General features: G+C 30.9%; 14 protein-coding genes and 1 tRNA gene. 5 read left to right on the top strand and 10 right to left on the bottom strand.

The window, feature by feature from the left end:
* Window positions 1–8 precede the first annotated feature (8 nt).
* Window positions 9–2,522, bottom strand: a complete 2,514-nt coding sequence (locus ACE193_RS01395) for a TIR domain-containing protein (protein WP_375561235.1) — start codon at window positions 2,520–2,522, stop codon at window positions 9–11.
* A gap of 467 nt (window positions 2,523–2,989) precedes the next feature.
* Here ACE193_RS01395 and ACE193_RS01390 point away from each other — a divergent pair.
* The 3 genes from ACE193_RS01390 to ACE193_RS01380 all read left to right on the top strand — a co-directional run bounded on the left by ACE193_RS01390 (window position 2,990) and on the right by ACE193_RS01380 (window position 3,629).
* Window positions 2,990–3,063 (top strand) — tRNA-His (locus tag ACE193_RS01390).
* A gap of 112 nt (window positions 3,064–3,175) precedes the next feature.
* Window positions 3,176–3,391: a hypothetical protein gene (locus ACE193_RS01385; protein WP_375561234.1), complete on the top strand. Its 216-nt coding sequence runs from the start codon at window positions 3,176–3,178 to the stop codon at window positions 3,389–3,391.
* Window positions 3,392–3,404: 13 nt separating this feature from the next.
* On the top strand, window positions 3,405–3,629 hold the full coding sequence (locus tag ACE193_RS01380; RefSeq protein ID WP_375561233.1) for a DUF2158 domain-containing protein: 225 nt from the start codon (window positions 3,405–3,407) through the stop codon (window positions 3,627–3,629).
* A 532-nt stretch (window positions 3,630–4,161) separates the two neighbouring features.
* Here the strand turns inward: ACE193_RS01380 and ACE193_RS01375 are convergent.
* From ACE193_RS01375 to ACE193_RS01340, 8 genes are all read right to left on the bottom strand, one after another.
* The gene (locus ACE193_RS01375; RefSeq protein ID WP_375561232.1) at window positions 4,162–5,457 is read right to left on the bottom strand and encodes a hypothetical protein; all 1,296 of its coding nucleotides are present in this window, start codon (window positions 5,455–5,457) and stop codon (window positions 4,162–4,164) included.
* Between the two features lie 253 nt (window positions 5,458–5,710).
* Complete coding sequence (locus ACE193_RS01370) at window positions 5,711–6,985, bottom strand: site-specific integrase (protein ID WP_375561231.1); 1,275 nt, start codon at window positions 6,983–6,985, stop codon at window positions 5,711–5,713.
* Between the two features lie 151 nt (window positions 6,986–7,136).
* The gene (locus ACE193_RS01365; RefSeq protein ID WP_375561230.1) at window positions 7,137–8,474 is read right to left on the bottom strand and encodes a hypothetical protein; all 1,338 of its coding nucleotides are present in this window, start codon (window positions 8,472–8,474) and stop codon (window positions 7,137–7,139) included.
* A 55-nt stretch (window positions 8,475–8,529) separates the two neighbouring features.
* Complete coding sequence (locus ACE193_RS01360; protein WP_375561229.1) at window positions 8,530–9,441, bottom strand: toprim domain-containing protein; 912 nt, start codon at window positions 9,439–9,441, stop codon at window positions 8,530–8,532.
* 660 nt (window positions 9,442–10,101) lie between these two features.
* The gene (locus tag ACE193_RS01355) at window positions 10,102–11,535 is read right to left on the bottom strand and encodes a VapE domain-containing protein (protein WP_375561228.1); all 1,434 of its coding nucleotides are present in this window, start codon (window positions 11,533–11,535) and stop codon (window positions 10,102–10,104) included.
* A gap of 81 nt (window positions 11,536–11,616) precedes the next feature.
* The gene (locus ACE193_RS01350) at window positions 11,617–12,021 is read right to left on the bottom strand and encodes a hypothetical protein (RefSeq protein WP_375561227.1); all 405 of its coding nucleotides are present in this window, start codon (window positions 12,019–12,021) and stop codon (window positions 11,617–11,619) included.
* Between the two features lie 199 nt (window positions 12,022–12,220).
* Window positions 12,221–13,162, bottom strand: a complete 942-nt coding sequence (locus ACE193_RS01345; RefSeq protein WP_375561226.1) for a tyrosine-type recombinase/integrase — start codon at window positions 13,160–13,162, stop codon at window positions 12,221–12,223.
* Window positions 13,163–13,324: 162 nt separating this feature from the next.
* Window positions 13,325–13,561, bottom strand: a complete 237-nt coding sequence (locus ACE193_RS01340; protein ID WP_375561225.1) for a hypothetical protein — start codon at window positions 13,559–13,561, stop codon at window positions 13,325–13,327.
* Between the two features lie 175 nt (window positions 13,562–13,736).
* Between ACE193_RS01340 and ACE193_RS01335 the strand changes: the two genes are divergently transcribed.
* Together ACE193_RS01335 and ACE193_RS01330 are read left to right on the top strand one after the other, a co-directional pair.
* Window positions 13,737–14,204, top strand: a complete 468-nt coding sequence (locus ACE193_RS01335; protein WP_375561224.1) for a helix-turn-helix domain-containing protein — start codon at window positions 13,737–13,739, stop codon at window positions 14,202–14,204.
* Between the two features lie 626 nt (window positions 14,205–14,830).
* Window positions 14,831–16,018 (top strand): TlpA disulfide reductase family protein, encoded by a 1,188-nt coding sequence (locus ACE193_RS01330; RefSeq protein ID WP_375561223.1) that lies wholly within the window; start codon window positions 14,831–14,833, stop codon window positions 16,016–16,018.
* Between the two features lie 130 nt (window positions 16,019–16,148).
* On the opposite strand, the gene ACE193_RS01325 is transcribed toward ACE193_RS01330, so the two are convergent.
* Window positions 16,149–16,823, bottom strand: a complete 675-nt coding sequence (locus ACE193_RS01325; protein ID WP_375561222.1) for a hypothetical protein — start codon at window positions 16,821–16,823, stop codon at window positions 16,149–16,151.
* Between the last annotated feature and the right edge of the window lie 4 nt (window positions 16,824–16,827).

The following is a 16,827-nucleotide window of genomic DNA, read 5'->3' as shown; positions in this document are numbered from 1 at the left end:
AATAAAGTTTATTTTAATAGAGAGTTTCGCAATTCTCGTACATCATCTTTAATTTGCTTTTCCATAGATTGTCTGACAGCAGGACGTATTACTCCTAAACTTTCCAACTGACGAGCATAATTGATTAACGATGTTTCCATTTTTTTGATTTCTTCTATTGCTCCTAATATATTTTTAGTGAATAAACGGTCTTTTACAAAATCTTGATTTTTATAGCTAGTTTCTTTTTTAGCTAACTTAGATTCAGCTTGTAATTTCTGTTTGACAGCAACACTCTGTTTTGCTATTGCTGAGTCTATTTTTGCTAATGCTTCTTCTAGTTGTTGTGCTTTTTGTTTAGCAATTAAAGTTGCTTTTCTTTCTTTCTCTTCATTTTCACGTGCTATTTTTTCATTCTCTACAGCTCGTTTTTCGCTTTCTATGGCATCTGCTTTACTTCTCTCAGCTTGTCCTTTCTCTACAAAGGCATAAACACCTGCTGCTACTGAAATCAGAAGAGCTACAACAGCAATGATAAGGAATATTTTTTGGCGTTCTATTCGTTTTTTGGCCTCAGCATTTCTATCCTTTTCGAGTGTTAATAATTGCTGTTCTACTTGTTTTTTTTCTGTTTCTCTGGCTTCAATGCTTTGCTGACTGGCTTTTAAATATTCTTTTTGTAACGCATTAGGAGCTGGAATTTTCTTCTTTAAGATTGCTTCTTCATACCATGAATGTGCTAAAAAATATTCAGTTCCGACGAGTAAAAAATCATTATTTTTCCCTTGTTTTTGCCATTGTAAAGCCTCTTGATACCAATGATTGTGTGATTTTACGTGTTCTCTATCTGTATCTAATGTACGAATAAGTTCTGCAAACGAATCATGAAAATTGGTTTGGTTAGGTATAAAATTTATCCATTGTATATTTGAAAGCTCCATTGGAATTTCGAAAGTTTCGGTTGCTCTATACAAGATTGTAATAATTCTTTTTCCTAATTTGGTCGCAAATTTCACTTCATCATCACAATAAGGAGATTTGACAGAATCTGGAGAAATAATAAACACAAAATTTTCACAGGCTTCAATTCCATTATATATTTCTTGTTGAAAATCTGCGCCAGAGGCTATACTTTCTTGGTCAAACCAAGTTGTTTTGCCATTTTCTTGTAATTCATCATTCAATTTTCTTGCATAATCTCCATCTGCTCTTGAGTAAGAAATAAAAACCTCTGTGCTAAGTTGTCCACTTTTAGATTCACTTTCTCTAACAAACTCTTCATGAAGGCGTGTAGGTAAGTGTTTTTCTCTTTGCAAACCAATTTTTAACCAAATTTTGGCTTCATCCAAATTATGCCCTCTTAATAAAATACTTGCATTATGATTTTGTTCTTTCCAACGAATGGCTTTATTGAGTATTATTTTATGTTTGTGATAATAATCTCGGTCTGTATTTATTTGATTGAGTAATTCATCTATATCTTTTTCATAATCTGTTTTTTCATTCTTGGAGCGTGGAATAAAATCATAATTATTATCTGTAAAATCAATGAATTGCAAATTTCTAATTTCTATTGGAAAATTATGAACAGGAACACTATCCATTCGTAAAGGAATAATGCGTTTATTATACTTTACAGCATGTTCAAGTTCTATTTTACAATATTCCGATTTTATAGATTCATGAGTAATAAAGAAAATAAAATTATCTGCTTGTTCGATTCCATTTTCTACTTCTTTATCAAAATCACCTCCTGCTTGAATGTCCATTTGGTGTGTCCAAGTAGTAATCAAATGTTGGGAAAGAGAGCGTAATACCCTATTTCGAATTTCCTCATCTTCTTCTGCATAAGAAATAAAGGCATCTGTCATTCTATTTTCAGAATTTTTACGAGCCTCTGAAATAAATTCACAGTGAATAGAAGAAGGCAAGCAAGGTGGTTGTCCATCCTTAAAAGCTGTAAGTAACCATTGTTCTGACTCCGTTTGTCTATCTCCAAACGGCAAATAACGATTATTACGGTATTGCTTTTCCCATTCTAAGGCATTATGTAAAAGTTCTGTATGACGACGCACATAATCTTTATGAGATTCTAAAATTGATAACAGCCCCTCTTGTCCTTTTTCTCTATCATCAATATCTTTCCACTCGTGTTGTCCTTTTCCTTCTTCTATATTTTGTCGCATATACAGCCAGTTGCGTTTACTTACAGAAGGGTGCATAAATTCTGATATCATCGCACCAGAAGGCTCAATATGTAGAATTGGAATAATGCGTTTACTGTATTTTGTCGCTAACTCTATTTCTTTTTTACAATAAGGCGAGCGAATAGAATGAGGAGCAATTACAAAGATAAAATTATCTGACTTTTCTATTCCCTCATCTATTTGGTCTTGAAAATCAACAGCTAAAGGAATATCGTTTTGGTCAAACCATACTTTATATCCTTTTTCAGTCAATAAATCATAGAGTTGTGAAGCAAAGTATTTACTTTCAGCTCTTCCATAAGAAATAAAAATATCTTTATAATTAGGATTGGACATAACTTAAACTTTCAATATATTAAAATAGGAGTGGACGATCGTTTTTTACAAAAAAATCAGATAGATTATTCTTTGACAATTTAGAAAAATTTCTTTAGTAATCATACAAATAATGAATTTGACTGATTTGATAATTAAACATACTCATTTTTCATGTTAAAATAAAAACTTCAACTTCTTTTTTAAAAAAAATAAAGGTAGATGAACTTTTTTTACTTGAAGTAAGTTGAGTTAATGAATGCAAAAAAACACTTATTTTTTATTTACATCTTGAAAATGAAAGAGTTATGAGAGAAAAAGTTTATAGTATATTTTTGTAATGAAGTTTGAGAGAAAAATTTTACAAAAAAAAAACAGAAAAAGTTAATTCAATCTCTTGCAAACTTCAAATAAACCTCTTACCTTTGCATTCGTAATTACGGTACAACGGAACAATAAAACGTTCTAACATCTGTAATTTTTATATGGCGATCATAGCTCAGTTGGTTAGAGTATCGGTTTGTGGTACCGAGGGTCGTGGGTTCGAACCCCACTGTTCGCCCATTATGTATATAACAAATACAGCAAGAAAATAGCATCAAGGCTATACATTTACCAAAATGTATAGCCTTTAGCTAGTTTAATTAATCTTTCAATTACAAAAATTTCAATTTATGAGTAACTTCAAAATAGGAGATAATGTAAAACTTAAATCTGGTGGCTTAGACATTTATTATGTCAAATCAATAAACGTTTTAGAGAATACGGTTATGTGTGCTTGTTACAATCCAATAACTAAAAAAGAGGAGGAACACACTATATCTAAGTTTCTATTGAAAAAAGTAAGTAACAACCCACCTTCTTTTACTAAAACAACTATTAATATTTAAAACAATATAAGCGATGTCAGAAGAAAAAAAATTTGAAATAGGAGATGTTGTAAAATTAAAGTCAGGTAGTCCTATAATGACTGTTCAGTACACTAAAAATGCCTTTGGAAGTAGAAGCATTACCTGTCTATATTTTGATGAAGGTAATAAACCAACGACAGTAGGTGATTTAGATGATTCTATGTTAGTTGCTCACTCGGAAGAAATACCTACCCCTTATACAGACCCTATGATGTAGTAATAATTTTCTTTTTTATCAATTTTATTTTGATTACAAAACATACTTTGTTTTGAAAAAGAAAAAGAAAATATTTAAACCTTTTAGGTTTTAAACATAGACTTCAAAGGAATAAAGTATAAGCACAATGAAAAAGCCTACAAATCCAGTTTGTAGGCTTTTTCATTTTTCTAATCTAGTGTAAGAAAATCAATCAAAATTAACTACTTCAAAATTAGCTAATTTTAGAAAAGTGCATTTAAAGCAAATGAAGATAGTTTTTGAAAAATAGCATGCGTAAAGCTGCACTAGCTCCTGTATTGATGGGAGCTGCATGCAGCTTGTAAGAAACTATTAAAAACTTTACTTTTTTGATTTCGGAGTGTTGAGCAAAATAATTTCCTTCATTAATCTATCATTTCTTAAAGCATTTTCTTTGCTTTTCTGACTTCCTAATAGTTTTTTTCTGTTTTTATAAATAAATATCCCTACGGCTAATAGGGATATTATTGTGATTAGATAGCGTATTTTATTGAATACAAACATAGTTCAATTATTTATAGGTAATTCGGAAAGCTCCCTTTTCCTTCAAAGGAGTTACTTTGAAATATTCCGAAATCAAATCATTTTTTTTGAGTTTTCTGATACCTTTTTCTTTGAGTTCGGAAAGCGTCGTATTTACGTGTTTTAATGGCTTTTCTGCTAACTTGTTAGCTTTATGAATTATATCATAAAAAGCCTTTTCTACATCGTTGAGAGTATCATAAAACTTAGATTCATTGATGCCCTCAACTACTCTATTTTGTATCAACTCATTTACGCTTTTCAAATCTGACAAATCAAATTCTTTTGACTTTTCCTCCTTTGCACCATCGGAAAGTAATTGACTTTCTTCTATTTCTGTAAAGGCTTCGCTTGGTAGTGGCTGTATGGCTATCACTTCATAACAATAAGCGTATTCGTTATGTACCCTCCTAATCTCAAAAAACTTTCCTTTATAGCCGTTTAGTTTAGGGAAGTTAGACCAAAAACCTGTCTTTATTCCGAAACTTGGTAAGTCCTCAAAATTCAAAATAGGCTCAATATTTTCTTGTTCTGCAAATTTCATAATACTATAACAAGCCGTTTGAATTTTACCTATTTTCTTGCAAAATGTAGGGCATAAGACGGTTACTTTTTGAGGAAGTGTAGATTCTTCAATTTTTACTAAAACGCCTTTCTTTTCGGAAACATTCGGTATAGAAACATTCTCTATATCTTTTTCTAATAATTCTAGCTCGTTTGGCTCATTTTCTTCAAAATCGCTGTTTATTTCGGAATGATTCGGTATAGAGTTTTTTTCTATATCTTTTTCTGTATCTGTGGCTTTTTGAGGTTCATTTTCTGCCAAAATCGCCTTTGTATCAAAGCTATTCAATATTTTATCAGTTTCTATATCTTTTTCCACCTCATTTTGAGATGTTACGCTTTCTCCAGTCTGCTTTTTGGTAGAAAACCCTATTGTATTTGAATGATACGGTATAGTTACATTTTCTATACCTTTCTTTACCGTTTCTTTAGGCTCTGGACTACCTTTGGTTTCTCTTTGAGGTGTAAACCCTACTGTATGCAAATGATTAGGTATAGCTACCTTTTCTATATCATTGTATAGGTTGTCTATATCTTTTTCAATGAAATTTTCAATAGCTCTACTAATTTTTTCAGATTGAGGAACATACTTGGTATGATAGCCTTTTTCTTTGCTCATTCTCCAAACTTTTATTTGGTCTTGTATTTCAATCGGTAAATCCGAAATTTTGAGACTATTAGCTTTTAATAGTCTTTCGTGGGGATAATATCTAGTTCTCATAGTTTTTATTATTGCTGGTTGAAATTTTATAATTGGTAAGACTTTTTATTTTTTTGTCTTACGACAAAAAAACGTAATTAAGTTGTAATTGACTGCATTTTTTGATTTTAAAAAAAGTACATTTTTTATACTTTTTTTTGTTTTTATTGAATAGAAGGCGAATAGAGTTACATTTTTTACCGTATTTTCCATTTTGAAAAAGAGCTTTTTAGGCTCTTTTTCTGTTTATAAAATGGATTTTTGATAAATTTTTCTAATTACTGTATGAATAAGTAAAGCTGATTTTGCCAGTAGAAAAGACATTTTGAGTATTATCTATCTTCGTTTTCTGTGGTTGCTGATTGCGAAACACACGGTTAAATTCATCTTTTAACCCCCAAGTATCTATTACTTTAGCATAAACCCTTTGAGTTGTATTTATGCTCTTATGACCTAAAACACGGCTTACAAATTGAAGTTGGACACCTTTATTAATTAGATAAGCTCCTAATGAGTTGCGCCCATAATGTGAAACTAAATACTTCTTTATTCCTGCCCTTGATGCACAAATGCGTATTCTTTGATTATAAAGGTGTCCTAATGGTGGCTTAGTATCATAATCTAATCTCTCTAAAACCTTTATTGGTTCGGGTAACAATGGAATATATTGAGAAATGTCCGTTTTTACTCTATTCTTAAAAATCCATTTCCAGTCAAGTTTTTTAGATAAATGAAGTTCATTATTAAAGTTTCCTAAATCTGAATAGGCAAGACCAGTATAGCATTGAAGTAAAAACAAGTCCCTAGTGCGTTTTAAGTGGCTTTCTTGAGGCAAAAACTCTAATCTTTCTAGTGCTTCAATTTCACTAATTTCTAAGTAAACATATTCTTTTTTATCTGTTGGAATATGAATTTTATATTTAGCAACTGCATCTTTTTCTATAATTCCCTTTGAATAACCTAATTGAATTGTTGCACGGACTTTTGAAAGTTGATGTTTGATGTACTCGCCACTTTCTACACCTTCACTATTTAGCATCATTTCATAAATTCCCTCTAAATGTATGTGTGTGAATTGAGTAGCTAATAAATTCTCTTGCTTGATGCTTTTTAGGTATCTTTTTAACCAACATTTACGAAATGTTTCATAAGTTTCTATTGTTTTTGGCTTCTTTTTTTCTAAGATTTTCCTTTCTACAAGCATATCATAAAGTTCTAAAAATGTTATGTCTTGCTTGATTGTTCCTTTATATTTTTCTGCTATTTCTTGAATGTGAGAGAAATTACTTTTACACTCATTAAATACATTGGTAATATCTGCACGAACATTGTCTAGTGCATCATTATAAGGTTTGGCATTGTTTCCTGTTATCTTTCCTTTTCTCCAGTTTTTAGGATAAACTTTTATTTCACTAGAATAAGGTTTTGATTCTTGACCACCAAAAGACAAGTACCAGTAAATAACACCTAAGCCGTTTTTATCTGAACGATTTTTTCTTAGGTAGAAAACAACATTCATAAATCTTTTTTTCTTAAATTTGTGGTTCATAATTAATGAATATTTTGTGGATTAAAGTATGGATTTGATTATGATTTCAATGGTGGGAGCTGTAACTCCTACCATTTTTTTATGCAAAAAACTGTATAGAATAAGGCTAAATTTCTCTAAACAAGTCCTATAAAAGTTAATTTATGCGAAGTTATTTTTTAGCCTTTTCATTAGCTCGTTGTTTCTTTTTGTAGTGATTATCCCAACGACATTTTTTTGAGCAAAATTTGTGTACACTGTTATTGTATTTGAAGAGTGTACCACAATTCAAACATTCCCTATTTCCACTTTCTATACGCCTTTCCACGACTGTCGCATTGCGAGTGTCGTTGTCATTGTTGTTTGTCGTTTCTAGTGTATTTTCTGTGTTCTTTTTGGAAACATTCGCTTTTTTGTCGTTGTCGGATTCTACGACTGTCGCATTACGAGTATTTTGGTACTGAAAACCAATACTAGGCTGTGAGTAATTTTTATCGTTGCTAATTGGTCTAATTTGCTTCACACTTTGTACTCCATTTTCTAAGAGTTGTTTTAGCGTTTCGACGAGTTCTGTTAGTGGCTCACGGACTGCTGGAGCTTGTGATGTAGTAGTGTTGGTAATAACTTCAAAAGTAATCCCTTCTCTTTCCGTATTTCTCAAATAGATAAATTTGAAACGATAACAGAGAATAGTTATTAGCTCCAAAATGAACACCACAAAGGCAACTATAAAAGCCGTTTCTTTTCCTTCTTTGGCATTGTTCAAAATACTTTTTGATGCCTTTTCTGATTCAATAGCCAAACGGTTATCTAACTTTTCTAATAGGTTGTTTTTGGCTTCTGTGGCTGCTTGTAAATCTTCCCTTGCATTGTTAGCTCTCCAACCTTTAGAATATTTCTTTAGTGTTTCCTTTGAGCTACTAATACTCATTTCGTAACCTTCCAGTTGAGAAGTATAAATTCCTTTTAAGCTGTCGGATTGTGTGATGAGTTCGGATTGAATGATTTTACTCTTATCGTTCATTTCTACGGTAAGAAATGCGCCCCCTATGGCTGACAGACCAACCGAAAGTAAAAATGTTATCAATAAACCAAATTTTGCTCCTTTGCTTGCTGTTTCGCTTTTTGACAATGATTTGAATAGGTCGGTTGCTGACTGACTTTTGAACATTTCCAAACCTATCAATAAAGCTATAAGTAAAGCTCCTACAATGGTAGCCATAAGAACATTGATAATATTAATTTCTCCAGTATAAAATGCCTTTGAAACTAAAAAAACGGTGGCTATTCCTAATACGAAACTTACAAAATGGTAAGCTATGGCAAATCCTTTGGAAAAAATAAATAGATTTCTATTTTTCTTTGCATAAGGTATAGGAGCTAGTGCCTTTTGTGCTTCCAAATAATAGCCTTTTTCGGCTGTTTCATTTAGATAATCACTAAATACGTCCTGTTGGTGTATTTCGTGTGGTGCTTTTGCCATTTGTAGTTTTTTGTTTGAATTTTGCATAACTTTGTAATTAAGGTTTTATGATGTGGGAAAACTGATTGAAACCGAACGCTTGCTACCTAGTGGCAAGCGTTTTTTTTGTGGCTAAAAATTGATTGAAGTCTTTACATTCTCCAAATAGAGAAACTTTATCTATCAATGGAATAGAAGTATTTTTTAATTGATTTGTAGCTATTTTGCCAGCAGTATCATTATCTAAAAAAGTAAAGATTTTGGTAGCTCCTAACGCCTTCAATGCTACTATTCCTTTTTCTGTATTGGTTACTGAATTGAGTACCATTACGTTCCCTTTGAATGGTTTTTTGTAGTAAGTGATGGCAGAAAGAAAATCTATAAAACCTTCAAAAATTATCCATTCGGTAGAATCTTGATATAAAATAGTCGTAATGTCCGATGCACCTAAGCATTTGGGGCTTTTCATTGCCTTATTTCTGATTACATAACCCTCACTATCGTTTTTGAAGAAAATAGCATAGTACCAAATGCTACTTCCTTCATACTGGTATTGTCTATACTCAATGTATTCTTTTGAAAGTGTAGGACTGACAAAACGAATGCTTTTTAGGTAGTAGGTAAGGGAGTTTTTTTGACTTGGTGTAGCTTCTTTGTGTGTAGGTATGGAACGGTAAGAATTAGGTTTTGAAAGAAAAAAGGATTTTCCTGTGGGTTGTTCGTACTGACCATTGAAGGAAAGTAAAAACTTCATGGCTTCTACAAAATTCATTTTTTTTACTTCCATTGTGAGCTTTAGAACATTCCAGTTTTTGTTACTACTCAAATCTTTAGCTAACCATATTTTACTCACTCTATGGCGAAAAATGGAAAAGCTGCTACTCTTTTTTTCTGTCCTAAATGGATTTTCAAATAGGTTATTTGATAACTGTTTTAAGCCGAAACTTTGAAGTAATGCCCTCAAATCGGTTTGATTAGCTTGTTGTATCTGTGATGGAGAAAATGTATTATTCATAATTTTTTACGAAAATTGAATTTTTATGTACACGAAAAAAACGACTAAACCACAAAGTTTGAAAGTGGTGTAAATGCTGTAAATGCTGTAAATAGCCTAAAAATCGCTGTTTTTGATACTATCAGAGACTTTTTTGCATTTACAGTAACTTTTTAGCTGCTGTAAATGCTGTAAATGGAATTTTACACTAAAATCAGTCTTTATGAGCTTTAAATGCGTATTTAGTTATTAAATGTTAAATTAGTTACCTAAATGTTAAATTTTACTGCCAAAAAATTAACTAAAAAACTTACATTAACCTTTGATAATTATATAAAAAATTGAATTAGTGATATTTATTAGAATAATTATATAATTAATTAAATTATTGATACTGTAATATATTGCTCTTTTTTCTTTCAAAACCTGTTATTTTTTAAGGTTTTCATAACTGAAACAAAAATTTTAATTTTTATTAAAAAGTGCTTCTATTTGCTCTAATCAAAGTTTATGCTTTTTTGCATTTACAGTAGATTTTTGCATTTACAGTAGATTAAAAAGTTACTGTAAATGAAAAATCAATGTTTTTGATATATTCAAGGCTGATTTTCGGCTGCATTTACAGCATTTACAGCATTTACAGTAGTTTTTAAACTTTTTTGTTTTTTGAACTTGTAAGATTTAGTCATTATTTTTAGTTTTTATAACGGAGTAAAAGCGTTTTGTGGTAAATTTACCGTTTCGCTCCACTCGTTCGTGCCGTTGCATCAATCCGAAGTTTTGCAACCTCTGACCTAACGCATTAGGATAAATTTTTACTGATGCCCAAAAGTCTAAATATTTAGCTAATTCACTAGCCGTCATATTAATAGCTTTATCTTGTGTGTCTTCTGTCGGAACTTCCAAACAGTCTTGTATAGCTTCCATTATAGCATCTGTTTTTTCAAATTTGTAGGTGTAACGGTTGAGTAGTGCCTTATCTTCTGCACTCAATTCGTGCGTTTCTCCGTTTTTATAGCAATGGTAGGCTTCCATTAGTAAATCTTTTTTGTCTATGGAATTGTACTCTTTATGCTGAATGCTATAGACCTCAATAGGTAGCATTCGCCTGTTTCCTGTCAAATCTCCTAACAACTCATATTCATTGCTTGTACCTGCAAAAGATGCTAAACGCTTGATAGTCTGCATTAATCGCCCATAAGGCAAACGAACCCTAAAATTGTCTTTATCAGATAATGATTTGAGAGTTTTCCAATCGCTTTTATTTTTACCTCCCATTTCGTCATCTAATATGATTAGTGCCGAACCCATTTTTTGAGCTAAATCGCTTTCTTTCTCATTATCCAATTTCGTTTCTATTAGATAATTTTTTAACTCATTTGGAAGTAATCGTAAAAAGAACTGACTTTTTCCAGTTCCTTGCCCTCCTACTAAGACCAAAAATAAATTACTTTTACCACCAAAAACACTAGCTATAAGACCTATAAGCCATTTTTTTATAAAAATGTAATTGTAGTTTTCATTAGTTTGTCCATTGCTACTTACTTCTGTCGGACTAATAATTGAATCAGATAAAGCCTTAATTAATCCTTTTGGCTTTCTATGTTTATTCTCTTCGAAAAACTCTGTAAAAGGATTGTATTTTCTAATGTAATTACTATTGAGAACCGTAAAAAAAGCATTACTAGAACATTTTTTTACTCCAAAATTTTGTACTTGTATAAGGATTGTATTTAGGTCTGCATCTGTCAAAACACGTCCGTTATTTTCAAATTCATTTGTTATAACATTGAACCTTAAACCTTTTTCATAATGTTGTAGATAGGTCAAGATTTGGTCGTTTTTGGTCTTAGCGAAGAAAAAAAAGAACGCTTCATTTTCCTTATAAACTCGCTCTACAATGTTTTTTACGGTTGTGGGATTTACTGTAGGAAATTTGATGGTTAGTTCTGCTTTCGCAATATTTTCTTCTTTTCCTTCTTTGATATAATCTAATACTTGACCTTCAAACATTTTAAGAAAATCACTCTTAACTACTTCATTTTCAGTAGCTTTTGAGGTTTTCTCTTGTCCATTTTCTAATGGAATTTCTTGTATTTCTGATGTTTTTTGCATATCTTTATGCTGTTATTAGTAAGTAATCAATAAGATTTATAAACCGTCTGAAATTTGCCGTTTCAGACGGTTTTTTTGTGGTTATGTGTTTTTTCCTATCTCCAAACAAAAGAAGATATTGTAACCCAAAATATTGAAGTCTAACACCTTTTCGAAAGGCGTTTTGTACTCTTTTTCTGTTACTTCTACTTCTATTATCTGATTAGATTTTTTGCTTTCATAGACTGCTATTTGTTGGAATAGCTCATCTATATTTTTATTTCTTTCTACTTCTTCCATTGCCCAAACTTCTTTTTGTAGATTATGAAGTATATCGGCTTCGGAAAGTAGAAATTGATATTGTGGATAGAGTAGCTCCAACATTGAACGATAATACTTATACTGTTCTAAATCGGTATTTTCGCAGCCTATACAAACTGCTTGCAACTCCTTACAAGTAGTGCCTATATCTGCCAGTTTGATAATTGCCTTTGTTGAATCAAGCATAATAAAATTTGATTTTTGATGTGGGAAAATAAATCAATAAATAGATAGTTTATTACACAAAGAAAAATTTTACTGAAGACAAGGAGCTTGTCCATCTGAACGCATGGTAATTTTTTAAAAATGCGTTTAAACTATCATTAGGGCATATTCTAAAAAATAGCTACTTTTTAGGTAGTTCTTTTTAGGATAATTTCTTACTTCAAATAACTGGATAAACCGTAACAGAATCATCTGTTATTTGCCGTGCATAAGCCTTTTGTAAGTAATTGAAAGTTGCTTTAAGCGAGGTATGCCCTAAGTATTTTTGAACTTTCTTTAAGTTGTGATTATTATTCTCTAAAATCCTCAATGCCATTGTATGCCTAAAGCCGTATAAAGTATGATTTTCGGTTACATTAAGGTAGGGACGATGTTCAAAGAATTTCATCGAAAAGGCATTTTTACCTGCCATTTTCTCTCCTATTCCCTTAGACTTATTAGAAAACAAAAAGAACTTTTTAGGGTATAAATCCAAACACCATTCATTAATAGTCGGACGATACTCTGAACGGATTTTGATTATTCTTTCTTTACCAGTTTTGGCTATACTACTTCTTAGTCTAACTAGCCAGTTTTCAGTATCAATATCTCCTACTTTCATTTGTCGTATCTCATTTGGACGTAATCCAGTATGACACATAAATTCAATAAAAGACCATAAAAACGGCTCTTTCTCAATGAAATAATCTTTTATACGCTCATACTCTGTTTCGGTGTACGGAGTGTGTTTTTCGGGGTCTTCTTTTCGCCTTCTATCTACATTGATAAGTGGGTTTTTCTTTATCCAATCATTTTTAAAAAACTCTCTAAAACAAGTATTTAGAAACGAATGATAATCATTGAAACGAGTATTACTGAAACCTCTATCTTTCTTTGTTCTAACTAAAAGCTGTGTAATAACACCAGCATTTACATTTTGAATAGGCATATTATCAATACCCATTTTTTTAATCGTTCGTAACAAAATATTTGAAATTGATTTGATACGTTCATCTGTACGATAGCCGTTTGCCCTCGTTTTGAGTTTTACATACCATTTGATGCCCTCTACAAAATTTGAAGGAGCTTCTAATGTGAAAAATTGATTTTGTGCTTTAATCATAAGAACAATTTTTTTAATTGTGGATTTAGTATGGATTTAGGTTCAAAAAAAGTGAGTGCCTACGCTGTAACATAGGCAGTTCACTTGGTTTGAAGTGGGAAAACTGAATTATTGAAAGTCAAAAAAATATTTAGATAAATATTTTGTGGATTGAGTATGGATTTAATCTAAATATTTTACTGTACTCTCATGTAATTCTAAAATATGAACACCGAAGTATTCGGATAGCCTTTGCATCTCATCAAACTGCAAAGGCTTTTCATTACGGATAAGCTGATGGAAACGTCTTGAACCTATTTGAATAAAGGAATAAAAACTTCTATTAGGTTTAAATTCTGTCTTTCTATCCTTTTCATAGCTCCTAATAATTTCTTTCAGCCTGTTATTTGGTATTTTCATATCGCTAAAAAATTTATTTTATTCTACAATTATATAAACAAAATTTTTAAGTTCAAAATTTAAACACTAAAAAATTTATTTTAAATCATATAAATTTTACTTCAAACTTTTTGAGTTTAGAAAAAACAATCTTTCTTTTATAAATTTGTGTCTTAAATAATACCGTTTATATACTATGAAAGAATCTATTGGAGAGGTAATAAAACAAGCTAGAGTTAAGTTAGGATTATCTCAAGATGATATGGCTGAACAACTAGAAACTACTCAAAACGCATATAGTAAACTGGAGAGAGGTATAACGACTATGAGTATATCTCGTCTTACTGAATTGTGTAGGATTTTAGGAATAAATACAGTTCGTTTAGTAGATTATTATATAGCAAATACGGATTTAACTTATGATGATTTTTTAGAAAATATAAAAGTTGATGAGCATAATATGATTTTTCAGAATCCAGATGTACTTGACTTGTATGAAGCATACAAGGAACTATCAGAGAAAGAAGAAAAAAGAGATAAGGAGGATAAATTTTTAGAAAGTAAATATGAGGAGGTCATAAACGATAAAAATAAAATAATCAGTTTTTTAGAAGAAAAAGTTGATATGCTAAAAAAAAAATTAGCTATGCTAGAGGGTAAATAAATTTTCTCTTTTTTCTTTTCATAACCTAAATACAAAAAATACTTCTTAGTTATAAAGGTAGCTTTGAAATAAAATAACATAATAATAGCCTTATCTAAATAAGAGAGTATGAAGTTTCTTTTCAATAAAAATGGCTTATTAGTGGCTCAAACATTGTTTTTTGGTGCAAAAGTGAGGGTTTTATGTTTTGGGTTATTCCCCACTGTTCGCCCATATTTTTTAAAAGGCTTTTAAACTTATTTAGTTTGAAAGCCTTTTTTGTTGTTTCTTGATGAAGCTAATTCAAACAATGGTTTTAAAATGGATAAAATCGTATTATAAACAGATTATATCTCAAAATTTACGATATTTGTTGCTTGTACACTTTTACACTTGTGCAAAACTTTATGCGTTCTTTATCCTAAAAACTGAATGTATAATAAGAAAATTAGTAGAACTGTTCTTTTTTAAAGAGCAGTTCTCTATTTTTTTACTCTTATTCTATCCTAAAAACCGTTTTAGAGAAACTCTTTATTAAAAAATTCAATAAATAAATTATGATAAAATCAATTTCTAGATACTTCATTTTTATACTACTAATTTTTTCTACTATTTTATTTAGTTGTAATTCTAAAAACTCAACTGATATGACACTGCCAAACGGAATTTGGAGAGCAACTTTGCAACAACAAGAAGGGGCAGTTTTGCCGTTCAATTTTGAAGTAAATTACCTAGACAATGAAAATGATACTATTCCAACTTTTACGCTTATCAATGGCGAGGAAAAAATTATTTTGGATAATGTAACTAAAAAAGGAAATATATATACAATTCCGATGCATATTTTTGAGGGTGAAATAGTTGCAGAATGGAACAAAGAAAAACAACAACTTACAGGAAAATGGAATCGTCGAAGTTTTACCAATGCTAGTTCATTAGATTTTTCAGCTACTCCAAATACAAAAACTCGTTTTGAAACTAAAAAAGCACCAAAATTTGATTTAAGTGGAAAATGGGAAACCTATTTTTTGTCTGGTGGAGATTCTAGTGCAGCTTTAGGTGTTTTTGAAAAAATAGAAACAGCCGACATCAAAGGGAATTTAAAAGGAACATTTTTGACTACCACAGGAGATTATCGTTACCTTTTTGGAAGTATTTCTGATGACTCTTTATATTTATCTTGTTTTGATGGCTCTCACGCATTTTTATTTGTAGCAAAAGCAGAAAATGAAAATACACTAAAAGGAAAGTTTTGGTCGGGAAAAGGACAATCTGTTGATTTTATTTCTACTCGCAATCCAAATTTTACACTTCCAAAAGCTGACACACTTACTTATTTGAAAGAAGGGTATGAAACAATCGCTTTTGAGTTTCCAAATTTAGAAGGCAAACTTATTTCCTTGGATAATTCAAAATATGATGGTAAAGTACGTATTGTACAACTTTTAGGCTCTTGGTGTCCGAATTGTATGGATGAAACTAATTTTTTAACAGAATTATATTCAACTTATAATCCAAAAGGATTAGAAATAATTGGACTTGCTTATGAACAAACCGAAGATTTTGAAGATGCAAAAAAACGTTTGGAAAGAATGAAAAAACGTCTGAATGTAGAATATGAAATTCTATTTGCAGGACGAGCAGATAAACAATTTGCAGCCGAAACTTTACCAATGCTTAATCATGTGATGTCTTTTCCGACTACTATTTTCATAGACAAAACAGGAAAAGTAAGAAAGATACACACAGGTTTTTCAGGAAAAGGAACTGGAGAGTACTATGATAATTATGTAGAATCCACTACTAATTTTGTAGAAAAACTTTTGAGCGAGTGATTTCACTCTTTAGCTTACTCTATTTAGAGTGAGAAAATTATTTTTGATTAGTCAACTGTTTTTGAGATTTGAAATCTATGAAGTAAATACAGGAGTTATACATTATTAAGTTGTTTAACTCCTGTATTATTTAGATAGCCACCACCACTCGCTGCGAAAGATGCTGACCTTGTAGTGTTCCAGACTTCCATTTTGGGAAAGAATTTAAAACTTTTCTAGCTTCCTGTTCACAGCCTTGCGCTTCTATATCCGTAATTTGTCCTTCACTACTGACTACAAAAGCAACATATTTGGTTTCTTTTGGAGAAGCAGAGATAAGTTTACACGAATTCTTTTTATTCATTTCAGTTCTCAAAACTTGCGCTACTTGTTCTAAAGAAGCATTTTCAGGGCTTGCATTTTCTTCTAAAATGGTAGTTGTTACGGCAGTTCCATTTTTTGGAGTAGGCAAATCTATTTTTTGAGAAATCGAAGCTGTAAGTCTTTCGGCAGTTTCCAAATCTTTGTTTGTGATAGAATAAGCTAAATCAGTTTTGTTTTCAGTTTCTTTTATCGAATCTGCTACAAAATCTGATTTTTGATTTACTTCTTGAGTTATCCAAATTCCTGCTCCAATTATAAATAATAAGCAAATTGAAGCTGCAATAGAGAAATAAGGATTAGAAAAAGACATAAAAACCACTTTTTTATTTTTATGTGAATTGTTATTTTCTGCTTCATTCAACAGAGCATCAAAATCTTGATAGGATTTGATTTTTTCTGATGAAATAGGTTTCTGATTGAAATTTATATCTTGATTTTTCATAATT

The sequence above is a fragment of the Bernardetia aquimarina genome, from assembly GCF_042180575.1.
In the GTDB taxonomy this organism is placed as follows: domain Bacteria; phylum Bacteroidota; class Bacteroidia; order Cytophagales; family Bernardetiaceae; genus Bernardetia.
The sequence above is the reverse complement of the archived record's forward strand: the minus strand, read 5'-3'. Positions and strand labels throughout refer to the sequence as shown.